Raw genomic sequence first — 10,539 nt, 5'->3', positions numbered from 1 at the left:
CTTCCATGGCGAATGGAACTATACAATCGTTCCAAGGCCATCATAATCAGCGCGATAATTTGTCGACGCTGCCTTAGGGGGGCGATCGTCGATCTGCTCACCCCGTTCAAAGGCAACGGGATCGACGAACAAGGGTTCGCCGACATGGTCGAATGGCAGATCCGCGAAGGTGCCGACGGGATTGCAGCCTGTACCACCACCGGAGAGGGTCCCACGCTCACGACGGCGGAAAAGGAACGGCTCATTCGGATCTGCGTCGGAGTCTCAGCCGGACGTGTTCCAGTCATCGCCGCAACAGGGACCAACGGAACGGAAAGTACCGTCGCATTGACCCGGATCGCCCAAGCGGCCGGTGCTGATGCTGCTCTGGTCGTGACGCCCTACTAAAGTCGGCCGTCCCAGGAAGGGCTCTATCGCCATTTTGAAGCCGTCGCTCGAGCGGTCGATCTCCCCATCGTCTTACACAACGTTCCATCGAGGACCGCTGTGGATCTCCTGCCGGCGACGCTTGGTCGACTAAGTGAGATTGCCTCGATCGTTGGGGTCTGCGACCACACCGGCGATACCTTTCGGCCATATGCGACGGCACGCTCCACGGGCGAACGTTTCATTCAACTGTGCGGCGACGAGGGATCGGCGCTGGCCTTCAATTTGGCTGGAGGAATGGGGTGCATCTCGTCGATTGCAAATGTGCTGCCTCGCGCCTGCGCGTCGCTACAACGCGCCTGTGCGGACGGACATCACGACCAAGCGCGAGACATCGACCGTCGCATGATCGGGCTGAGAGGATTGATGGCCGCCGACACGGCCCCGGTTGCAATCAAGGCTGCCATGGCTCTGGTAAGGGACGGCTTCCCGGCTTCCGTCCGTCTCCCGCTGGTTGACGGGTCCGTTGAGGACAAGCGTGCTGTCGCCGCCGCCTTGGACGATCTGCTCGCCGATCCGGTCTGGAACCACGTAGCGGACCAATATGGTTTCGTTTCCCGCCAGGGAAACGTGCATGCCAGACAGGACTCGACATGAATCCTCTTACCACGCTCCTCAGCCGACTTCGTCTGCTTATCAGCTCGCCGAGGGAGCAGGGTCAATTGACCGGACGAGTTGAAACTCACGGCAGGCAACACGAAGCCGATCAAGCCCAGGTCAATCGCCTGATGATGGTCAAGATCGCGTGGAGCTTCTCGTTTCTGTTGTTCCTCGCTTCGTTCGCTCAAGACGGCAACCACCTACAGCTCTTCGAGCGATTGCTGAACACATGCGCTCTGGCCGACGTGATCATCGCCGTTATTTCAAAAAATAAGTGGTCAATCGATGGTCTTAGTCGGTGGGATGAGGCTATTTTGTTTGCGACAATTTCCCTCGGGCTGCAGATATTTGCATGACAAAATCGGTAAAATATACAATCATATTATGAGAATATTGCTATCATTGAGATTTCTATTTGTTTACCCATCGCCTGAACTGTAAAGGCAGTGCTGGAAGATCCATTTTGTTGGTGGCTTCGCGCCGGCTCGCTGCGTGAAGCCAAGGAGGGGGCCCGAGCTTCCCCTGGCTCACGCCTCTGCCTGCCTTGGCGGCGCGCCGTCATCGGTATCTGAGTTTCCGGTACGCGGTCGGCGCGCCGACGTTCATAGTGACCGGCACATCGTTGCCGTTTGGTAAACGCTCGTCAGTCCCCCGCATAGCCACGCCGTTGCTCTCCATGGTCGCCATTAGCGGGCTGTAAGTCGCTCGGAGTTTGTCGAACGAAGACCTCGTCTCCTTGCAACTTCAAGCCATGGTTGTGGCGATTAACAGGGTCTCGCTAGACGAGAAGACTCCCGATGTGTTCGGCATTGACAGGCCGGTACAACGGCTCCGGCTGGCATTTGCCGCCACGAGTTGTTCTTCAGAGGCATACAGATTGCTTGCTGGACAGCCAACAGTCAGCATCGTTATGAAGAAACTCTCCATCGAGTTGCCTATCTCCAAGTGCGGCCCGTAGTGCATTTCTGAAAGCGTTTCGCTTGAATAAGACCGAACACGGCAACCGGGTTTCGTGGCGGCTAATGGTCGGGGCGACCGGGGTGGTATTCGGCGACATCGCAACGTCGCCACTGTACGCGTTTCGGGAGAGCTTCATCGGTGTCCACAAGCTGCCGATCGACGCATTCCACGTCCTCGGAGTTCTATCGCTGCTCGTGTGGACGCTGTTGATCGTCGTCACGTTGAAGTACGTCTTTGTGACAATGCGAGCCGACAATCGTGGCGAGGGCGGATCGTTCGCTCTGCTCGCCCTGATCGAGCGACGGCTGCCGGGCGCGCGTATCCTGCCGTGGGTCTCGGGCGCCGCGCTGCTCGCGACCGCGCTGTTCTATGGCGACGCGATGATCACGCCGGCGATCTCGATCCTGTCGGCGGTCGAGGGGCTCGAATTAGTCGACGCGCGGATGACGGCGGGGGTGCTTCCGGTAACGCTGGTCATCGTCGTCCTGCTGTTCGTCGTGCAACGGCGTGGGACCGAGGCATTGGCGTTGTGGTTCGGCCCGGTCATGCTGCTTTGGCTACTGACCATCGCTGCACTTGGCATCACCAATGTCGTTCGGGCGCCGGCGGTACTCGGGGCGCTCAGCCCGTGGCCGGCGCTGCGCTTCCTTGCCGCCGATCCGACGCGGGCGTTCTTGACGCTCGGCACCGTCGTCCTCGCCGTCACCGGGGCCGAGGCGCTCTACGCCGACATGGGCCATTTCGGCCGCCGCCCGATCGCCAGCGCGTGGCTGTGGCTGGCGCTGCCGGCGCTGCTGCTGTGCTACATGGGCCAGTCAGCGTTGGTCCTGGCCGAGCCGGCGGCGATCGAGAACCCGTTCTACCGCATGGCTCCGTCGGCCCTGCTGGTGCCGTTGATCGTGCTGTCGTCGGTGGCGACCGTGATCGCGTCGCAGTCGATCATCTCGGGTGCGTTTTCGGTGACGCAGCAGGCGATCCGCCTCGGCTACCTGCCACGCGTGACCATCGTGCAGACCTCGGCGAGCACCCTTGGCCAGGTCTATGCCCCGGCCGTCAATGCGCTCTTGTTTATCACCGTCGTCGGACTGGTGATCGGCTTCGGCTCGTCGGCGGCACTGGCGGCAGCCTTCGGGCTGGCCGTGACGGCAACCATGGTCCTGACAACGCTGCTGGTCGGGGTGATGATCTTCCATATATGGGCGTGGAACCCGCTGTGGGCGGTGCCGCTCTACGGGCTACTGCTGACCTGCGATGTGGCGCTGTTCGCCGCGTCGTCGACCAAGTTTGCCGCCGGCGGCTGGCTGCCGGTTTTGGTCGCGGCGTTTCTCGCCTTCGTCTTCGCGACGTGGCGTAAGGGCCGCCGGCTGGTCGCGGCCCAGATCGATCAAATCGACCTGCCGCTCGACTCTTTCCTCGCCTCGGTCACCAAGGTGACGCGGGTGCGGGGAACGGCAGTCTACCTGAGCAGGGCGGCGGTCGGCCTGCCGCCGGCGCTCCTCCACAACCTGAAGCACAACAAGGTGTTGCACGAACGCGTCCTGCTGGCGACAATCGAGACGGCGCTGACCCCGATCGTGTCGCCTGCTGAGCGGATCACGATTGACGAGGCTCACGGCGGGGCTGCTCGCGTCCGCATCCGCTACGGCTTCATGCAGACGCCCGATGTGCCCGCCGCGCTGGCGCTACTGCCAGAGCCGCCATCAGCCGGAGACACAACGTACTTCCTCAGCCGGCAGACGATCGTGCCCTCAGCCCACCCGGGCATGATGCAATGGCGTGAATCGCTCTTCTCGGTGATGGTGCGCAATTCGGAAACGCCGATGTCGGCATTTCACCTGCCGATTAACCGTGTCGTGGAGCTCGGCTCGCAGATCGAAATCTAGATCATGCCAGCTGAGGCCTTGGTTGGAGGGTCGACCAGAACGCCATTACCCCGGTGAGTTCAAAGCCTCGGCCCTGCATTACCTTCACTTCAAGAAGTCCGTCTGGTTCGCCCCTTCTTGAGCCTATGGATGGCCACAGCACGGAGCGGCCGACGCGGCCTTATATCGATTTTCTGCTCCGTTGCTATTGAGACCCTGCACTGGGCCTCTGCCGGCAGCCCGACGACCAAGCTCCTAACCGTTCGCTGTGGTATCGGCGGCGGGCTCGGCTTGAATCATGGCATTGCGCTGAGCGGCCACCCGGTCAACCTCGAACTTGACATCGCGGTTGTCGCGCATGAAGAGGTCGAAATCGGCCTTGCGCAGCACCAGGAGACGACAATAGGTCGAGGCTACGACATCGGCCCGGCGCGGCTCGCCACTAATGAGCGCCATCTCTCCGAAGATATCTCCCGAACCTAGGAGCCTGTCCCGGTAACGGTCGAATTTCTTCGACAGCGCCGAGGTGATTTGATTCACTGCTCTGATGATGAAGAGCTTCCGGCCGTGGCGTGTTGATGAGGCGTGGCTCCTGCCGCCCTCGGTCCAGGATTTCGTGCCGCCAGACCACCCGGCGCATTTGGTGCGCGACATCGTTCGTGACGAATTGGACCTTGCGGCGGTCCTGTCGGCTTACACCGAGGCACGAGGCTTTCCGCCCTATCACCCCGGCATGATGGTAGCCCTGCTGCTTTATGCCTACAGCCAGGGGGTCTACTCCTCGCGCCGCATCGCGCGGTGTTGCGAGGAACGGCTGGACTTCCAGGCTGTCACGGCTCTGAACCGGCCGGATTTCCGCACCATCAGCGAGTTCCGCCGCCGCCACCTGACGGCGCTGGGCGAGCTGTTCGTTCAGGTGCTGGCGCTGTGCCAGCGGGCGGGTCTGGTGGGCCTTGGCCACGTGGCGGTGGACGGCACCAAGCTGCGCGCCAACGCCTCCAAGCACAAGGCCATGAGCTATGCGCGCATGGAGAAGGTGGAAGCTGAACTGGCCGCGGAGGTGAAGGCCTGGCTCGACACGGCAACGGACGCCGATGATCGCGAGGATGGCGAGCACGGGGCCGAACGGCGCGGCGATGAGATGCCGAACTGGATGGCCGACAAGCAGCAGCGGCTCGCCCGCATCCGTGCCGCGCGCGCGGCGCTCGAAGCCGAGGCGCGCGTCGCCGCGGCGGCGAAGGACGCAGCGCGCCCTGTGCCGTCGCCCAAGGCGGATGGCACACCGTCCAAACGGAGCGGCCCCAAACCCAAGCGCCCGACCGGCACGCCGGAGCCGACGGCCCAGCGCAACTTCACCGATCCCGAAAGCCGCATCATGGTGGGCCGGGACGGGTTCATCCAGGCCTACAATGGTCAGGCGGCGGTCGACGGCAAGCACCAGATCATTGTGGCTCACCGCCTGACCCAGTCCGCCTCCGACCAGGACGGGCTGCTGCCCCTGCTCGACGCCACGGCCGTCAACGCCGGTCGCTTGCCCGACGAAGTATCGGCCGATCACGGCTTCTGCTCGGAGGCCAACCTCGCCGGTCTCGTGGAGCGCGGCGTGCGAGGCTATGTGGCGACAGGCCGGGCCAAGCGGCCGGCCGAGGGCAAGCCGGCCGGCGGGCCCCTGACAGCAGCTATGCGGCGACGGCTCAAGCAGGGCGGTCATCGCAGCCGCTACCGGCTGCGGAAATGCATCGTCGAGCCCGTGTTCGGGCAGATCAAGAGCGCCCGCGGCTTCCGCCAGCTTCTCCTCCGAGGTGTCGAAAAGGTCACCGGAGAATGGGCGTTGATCTGCACCGCCCACAACCTCGCCAAGCTCACCACATGAGGACGGCGATCACGCAAATCCATCAGCGCCGTCCGCCCGCGCACCCAAACTTTATGAGGCAATCCGTTACCGGGACAGGCTCCTAGTGGCACCGATCCGCCGGGCAGCAGCACATCTGCCGCCCCTGAAGCTACAAAATAGAGCGCATCGCCCTGCTCGCCCTCTTGCACAATACGCTCGCCCGGCACGGTGAATCGCGGACGTAGGAGCCGGATAACTTTGCCGAGTTGCCGCTCGTCGAGATTGGCAAAGAGTTCGAGTCGGGACACAAGCTCACTCGTATCGAGGCCGAGATCGAAGCGCGGGCGCGGCTCGACCGCCTGTGCATGAGCGACACCGTGCTTGAGGTCGGCATAGACTTCAGGGGCGATCTGGAGGCCGAGATCGCGACCTTCGTCGACCACTACAACACCCGACGCTATCACGAGAGCCTGGACAATCTCGCGCCCGCCGACGTCTATAACGGACGCGGTGACGCCATTCGGCTCGAACGCAGGTCGGCCGGATCGTAGCCGGGGCGTCCCGTCGCCTTCGGCAGGACACGGGCGAACCCCGCTGCCGCAAGATCCAGCCCGTCGACAAAGGCCTCGATGAACCGGACCGGATTGTCCGCTCCGACATAGTCGTCCACCGCTTCCGGCAGAAGCAGCAACTGCGAGCGGTCGGACCCCGAGATGTGCGACATGCCACAAGGTACACCGCCCTACGGAAGCGCGGAATCCACTCAGCCCGACTTTCCACACGGTCTGCAAGATTTAAGGACGGTCCGTCCTTGAAGCGGCTTCGGCAATCGCTCTAAGCGGCCTTCTTCCAAACAAGACGATTGAAGGTTTTGCCACCGCCGTCGTCGCGGGGTGGGGTCAGCAGCGTCAAGATATCTCCGTTGATCGCGACATTGCGCTTCAGCATTGTCGCGGTCTCGTAGGGCAGGAGAGAATTGGCAACGTGATGCGTCACAACGTGTGCGACCTCGTCGATCTCGAAGCTGCCGTAGTATGCGTAGTATGCATCGAGCCAAACCACCCGATCCTCGGCAGGCAGCTTAAGGAAGTCGCCTCGAGAAATCGTTCTCGGCACTGCACCTGTGATATGCACACTCATCCAACCGCTCTCGGTATAGATCAGGTTGCCTTTGATGGGCTGCTGCCGACCAAGCCAAGGTACGATCTCGGTTTCCTTGACCGTCACAGCTTCAATTAGAGACCAGACACCGAGAAGCCTGGATCGCAGCGACGGTTGCTCGGCCGCCGAGACGGCGCCAGCAGATACAATTCCTATTGAGGAAGCGACGAACGTCCGTCGGTCCATTCGAGCCGCGCGAGGTTTGATATGCCCGCATTCAGATTATCACAAAGCCAATGCAAGTCAGACATTTTAGCGACCGCGCAAAGTCCCAAGCAAAATTTAAGAGCCATGCACCCGGCATGGCACCTTCAGCCCCAACTCCGAACCTTCAGCGCTGCAAGCCGTGATCAGAGTTCTCGGGGACCACGACCCGGCGCCCGCGCGTGTGACCTGCTTGGCTGTCGATGTGTGCCGCCGCAGCATCGGCGAGCGTATATGACTTCTCGACCGGGATGTGGAGCTTCTTCGCAGCAATGAGCCTTACGGTGTCGGCAAGCGCATCGGGCATGCTTCCGGCCACGCCGGAGAAGCGAACGCCGAGTTCCGGCGCGCCAAGATCGCCGATGGAGATCACCTTTCGCGGGTCCCCGGTCAGATCGACAAGCTCGCGGATCACGCCCGAGCCAGCCAGATCGAGGGCCGCATCGATGCGGCCAAACTGCCGCACCCGCTCGACCCAGCCCGCGCCGTAGGTCGTGGCGGTGGCGCCCAGGCTCCGCAGGTAGTCCTGGTTCGCGGCCCCGGCAGTACCGATGACCCTGATGCTACGGTCGCGGGCGATCTGCAGCACCGCCGATCCAACACCACCGGCCGCGCCGCTGGCCAGCAGCGTCTGCCCAGGTTGCACACCGACCTCGCGGATGATGCGCAGCGCCGTCTCCACCACGGACGGGTACCCGGCCGCCTCCTCGAACGTCAGACCTTCTGGGATGCGGGCCCAGGACGATAGCACGGCGAACTCGGCGTAGGTGCTTGAACCTCTGCCAAACACTTGGTCGCCAATCTCGACCCGTTCGACGCCCTCGCCGACCTCGTCCACAACACCCGCGGCGTCCTGCCCGACCCCTGCGGGCAACTCGATCGGACGAACCCTCTGGAACTGGCCTTCACGATTTCTCCAATCGACAGGGTTCACGCCTGCCGCGCGAACCGCGATGCGAACCTGGCAGGGACCCGCGTGGGGCGCTTCGGCATCCACGAGTTGCAAGACGTCCGGACCACCGAACTTAGCGAAGCTCACTTTTTTCATGCGATCGACCTATGGCGCTGATAGTGTATGAACACTCTAAACACTACCAGTTAGTTTTTTGCAACAGATACAGTTTTATTCCTGCAACCGTAAAGGGTGATCGTGACGTCTGGACGCCGTGAGCGAAAAAAGGCCATGACCCGCCAAAAGATTGCCGGCACGGCTCTGCGACTCTTCTTAGAACGTGGGTATGATGAAGTAGGCATCCGCGACGTAGCTGCCGAGGCTGATGTCGCCGTCACCACCCTGTTTTCCCATTTCGCTTCCAAGGAGGCGTTGGTATTCGAGCAGGAGGAACACTTCGAGCATCGTCTCATGCAGGCGGTCACCAGCCGTCCGCCACACGAGCCGCTTATTCCAGCGCTGCGCGACGAGATCCGAGCTCTTGTGCAGCATTGTGCTGCGGAAAGCGCCGCCCCGGTATGGTGCATGATCGACAAGTCACCCGCCCTAAGGGAATACGACGGAGCGATGAGGTTGCGTCATGCGCAGTCGCTAGCGACGGCGATTGCCGATCTCCGACCGTCACAGAGCGCAACGGCCTGCCGGGCCATCGCTAGGTTCGTGATCGACGCATATTCGCTGGCCCGTGAGGCAGCCGATCCGGAGACAGCGGTGGACGAGATCTTCCAAATGATCGAGGCAGCTTGGAATGCCGGCGTCCCGTCTTGACGCGCAAGGAGCCGTTTTTACGAGTGGCAGGGTCGCGCCGTCTGCATCACGGGTCCTTGGCTATTCGGAGCCGTTTGGTGCGTCACTTACTCAACCTAAAAGTTTGCGCTTAGACCCTCTCGGGCGTTTGTGCGAAACTCAAGCAGACTGAGTGGAAAGTCGGGCTGAGTGGATTCCGAGGCGTGTCTATCGGCGCTACGATGAGCCATGGCGCACATCTCGGGATCCGACCGCTTGCAACTGCTGCTCCTGCCGGAAGCTGTAGACGATTACGTCGGGCCAGAGAATCCGGTCCGCTTTATCGAAGCCTTTGTTGACGGGCTCGATCTTGCGGCTGCGGGATTTGCCCGTGTCATGCCGAAGGCCACCGGGCGGCCAGGCTACGATCCTGCCGACCTGCTCAAACTCTACGTCTACGGCTACCTGAACCGGGTGCGATCGAGCCGGCGCCTGGAAGCCGAGACCCATCGCAATGTCGAGGTGATCTGGCTGCTTCGCCATCTCAAACCCGACTTCAAGACCGTCGCCGACTTCCGCCGCGACAACCATGCCGCGTTCCGGCCGGTGTTCCGGGAGTTCGTGCTCTTGTGCCGCCAGCTCGACCTGTTCGGGCGGGAGTTGCTGGCGGTCGACGGCACGCGGATCAAGGCGGTCAACAACAAGGACCGCAACTTCACGCGCGGTTCCCTGGCCGAGTTCATTCGCAAGGCGGACGAGAAGCTGGCGACGTACCTGAAGCGTTTGGACGATTGCGATACGCAGGAAGACGATGGCGGCAGCACGGGCGTGCGGAGCGACAGCAAGCTCAAGGAGAAGATTGCGGCCATCCAGGGCAAGCGCGACCGCCACATGGCGATGCTGGCCGAGCTGGAGCGGACCGGCGCCGACCAGATCTCGCTGACCGATCCCGACAGCCGCGCCATGGCCAAGATGACCAAGGTCGGCGTCGGCTACAACGTGCAGCTTGCCGTGGACGTGAAGCACAAGCTGATCGTCGAGCAGGAGGTCAGCAACCAGGTTCTCGACATGGGGCTTCTCGCGCCCACCGTGACAGCCGCGATGGCGACGCTCGGCGTCGAGCGGATCGAGGCGGTGGCAGATCGGGGCTACTTCAAGATCGAGGACATCGAGGCCTGTGAGAAGGCCGGCGTCACAGCCTATGTGCCGAAGCCGGTGCGCGGCCCGGCGGTGCGCGAGGGCTTCTTCAGCAAGGACGTGTTCCGCTACGATCCCGACAAGAACGTCTTCATCTGCCCGGCCGGGCAGATCCTCTCGCCATGCCGAAGAGGCAAGTCGCGCGACAACGTGAAGATCGACTATGCCAACCGGAACGCCTGCAAGGCCTGCGCCCTCCGCCCGCGCTGCACCAGAACATACCGGCATGTCTCGCGGCTGGAGAACGAGGCCGTGCTCGACCGCATCGCCGCCCGGCTGAAGGCCCGTCCTGACATTCTCGACCGCCGCCGCGAAACCGTCGAACACCCCTTCGGCACCATCAAGCAGTGGATGGGTCAAGGGGCTTTCCTGATGGTAAGCATCCGGCCGGTACCGCAGGCGGGCAGTTTTCGCCCGGCGCGGCGTGGTCAGGCGGCTTTGGCGAGGGCTTCGGCGGTTCGGGCTGCCTTCCAGTTCCACGGCAGGATCTCATCAATTCGCTTGGCCGGGTGATCGGGCAACTTGGCCAGAGCCCAGGCGAGCCAAGCCTGAGGATCGACGTCGTTGAGCTTGGCTGTCTCGATCAAGGTGTAGATGGCCGCCGGCCGATGACCTCC

10 protein-coding genes and 2 pseudogenes are annotated in these 10,539 nt (G+C 62.6%); 7 read left to right on the top strand and 5 right to left on the bottom strand.

What is annotated here, in order from left to right:
* Positions 1-12 precede the first annotated feature (12 nt).
* The 3 genes and pseudogenes from dapA to M8523_RS34730 all read left to right on the top strand — a co-directional run bounded on the left by dapA (position 13) and on the right by M8523_RS34730 (position 3,869).
* Positions 13-1,023, top strand: a pseudogene (dapA, locus tag M8523_RS34740) (4-hydroxy-tetrahydrodipicolinate synthase).
* Positions 1,020-1,382: a hypothetical protein gene (locus tag M8523_RS34735; protein ID WP_282589382.1), complete on the top strand. Its 363-nt coding sequence runs from the start codon at positions 1,020-1,022 to the stop codon at positions 1,380-1,382. The pseudogene dapA and the gene M8523_RS34735 overlap by 4 nt, the downstream one beginning before the upstream one ends.
* A 666-nt stretch (positions 1,383-2,048) precedes the next feature.
* A complete protein-coding gene (locus M8523_RS34730) occupies positions 2,049-3,869 on the top strand; it encodes a potassium transporter Kup (RefSeq protein WP_282589381.1) in 1,821 nt (606 codons plus the stop codon).
* A 234-nt stretch (positions 3,870-4,103) separates the two neighbouring features.
* Here the strand turns inward: M8523_RS34730 and M8523_RS37040 are convergent, their stop codons facing one another.
* Positions 4,104-4,304, bottom strand: coding sequence for a hypothetical protein (locus tag M8523_RS37040; RefSeq protein ID WP_428351966.1), 201 nt, complete (start codon positions 4,302-4,304; stop codon positions 4,104-4,106).
* Between the two features lie 91 nt (positions 4,305-4,395).
* On the opposite strand from M8523_RS37040, the gene M8523_RS34720 reads away from it, so the two are divergent.
* Both M8523_RS34720 and M8523_RS37035 read left to right on the top strand, forming a co-directional pair.
* The gene (locus tag M8523_RS34720) at positions 4,396-5,721 is read left to right on the top strand and encodes an IS1182 family transposase (RefSeq protein WP_282589379.1); all 1,326 of its coding nucleotides are present in this window, start codon (positions 4,396-4,398) and stop codon (positions 5,719-5,721) included.
* Positions 5,722-5,948: 227 nt separating this feature from the next.
* Positions 5,949-6,233, top strand: a complete 285-nt coding sequence (locus M8523_RS37035) for a hypothetical protein (protein ID WP_428351964.1) — start codon at positions 5,949-5,951, stop codon at positions 6,231-6,233.
* On the opposite strand, the pseudogene M8523_RS34710 reads toward M8523_RS37035, so the two are convergent.
* The 3 genes and pseudogenes from M8523_RS34710 to M8523_RS34700 form a co-directional block, all read right to left on the bottom strand.
* A pseudogene (locus tag M8523_RS34710) lies at positions 6,215-6,406 on the bottom strand (transposase); the annotation flags it as partial. The gene M8523_RS37035 and the pseudogene M8523_RS34710 overlap by 19 nt on opposite strands.
* A gap of 110 nt (positions 6,407-6,516) precedes the next feature.
* Complete coding sequence (locus tag M8523_RS34705; RefSeq protein WP_282589378.1) at positions 6,517-7,029, bottom strand: lipocalin-like domain-containing protein; 513 nt, start codon at positions 7,027-7,029, stop codon at positions 6,517-6,519.
* Between the two features lie 145 nt (positions 7,030-7,174).
* A complete protein-coding gene (locus M8523_RS34700) occupies positions 7,175-8,095 on the bottom strand; it encodes an NADP-dependent oxidoreductase (RefSeq protein WP_282589377.1) in 921 nt (306 codons plus the stop codon).
* Positions 8,096-8,230: 135 nt separating this feature from the next.
* Here M8523_RS34700 and M8523_RS34695 point away from each other — a divergent pair, with 135 nt between their 5' ends.
* Positions 8,231-8,767 (top strand): TetR/AcrR family transcriptional regulator, encoded by a 537-nt coding sequence (locus M8523_RS34695; RefSeq protein ID WP_282589376.1) that lies wholly within the window; start codon positions 8,231-8,233, stop codon positions 8,765-8,767.
* Between the two features lie 207 nt (positions 8,768-8,974).
* Positions 8,975-10,435: an IS1182 family transposase gene (locus tag M8523_RS34690; protein WP_282589375.1), complete on the top strand. Its 1,461-nt coding sequence runs from the start codon at positions 8,975-8,977 to the stop codon at positions 10,433-10,435.
* Here the strand turns inward: M8523_RS34690 and M8523_RS34685 are convergent.
* On the bottom strand, positions 10,351-10,539 hold a 189-nt coding region (locus tag M8523_RS34685), incomplete at its 5' end, for a transposase domain-containing protein (protein ID WP_282589374.1). The two genes, M8523_RS34690 and M8523_RS34685, sit on opposite strands and share 85 nt — an antisense overlap.

The sequence above is a fragment of the Lichenifustis flavocetrariae genome (assembly GCF_026130545.1).
In the GTDB taxonomy this organism is placed as follows: Bacteria; Pseudomonadota; Alphaproteobacteria; order Rhizobiales; family Beijerinckiaceae; genus Lichenihabitans; species Lichenihabitans flavocetrariae.
The sequence above is the reverse complement of the archived record's forward strand: the minus strand, read 5'-3'. Positions and strand labels throughout refer to the sequence as shown.

Excerpts from the sequence above, each read along its gene's own strand:
- M8523_RS34705 (WP_282589378.1), bottom strand. The coding sequence starts at position 7,029 with ATGGACCGACGGACGTTCGTCGCTTCCTCAATAGGAATTGTATCTGCT.
- M8523_RS37040 (WP_428351966.1), bottom strand. The coding sequence starts at position 4,304 with ATGGCGCTCATTAGTGGCGAGCCGCGCCGGGCCGATGTCGTAGCCTCG.
- M8523_RS34700 (WP_282589377.1), bottom strand. The coding sequence starts at position 8,095 with ATGAAAAAAGTGAGCTTCGCTAAGTTCGGTGGTCCGGACGTCTTGCAA.
- M8523_RS34730 (WP_282589381.1), top strand. The coding sequence starts at position 2,049 with ATGGTCGGGGCGACCGGGGTGGTATTCGGCGACATCGCAACGTCGCCA.
- M8523_RS34695 (WP_282589376.1), top strand. The coding sequence starts at position 8,231 with ATGACCCGCCAAAAGATTGCCGGCACGGCTCTGCGACTCTTCTTAGAA.
- M8523_RS34735 (WP_282589382.1), top strand. The coding sequence starts at position 1,020 with ATGAATCCTCTTACCACGCTCCTCAGCCGACTTCGTCTGCTTATCAGC.
- M8523_RS34690 (WP_282589375.1), top strand. The coding sequence starts at position 8,975 with ATGGCGCACATCTCGGGATCCGACCGCTTGCAACTGCTGCTCCTGCCG.
- M8523_RS34720 (WP_282589379.1), top strand. The coding sequence starts at position 4,396 with ATGATGAAGAGCTTCCGGCCGTGGCGTGTTGATGAGGCGTGGCTCCTG.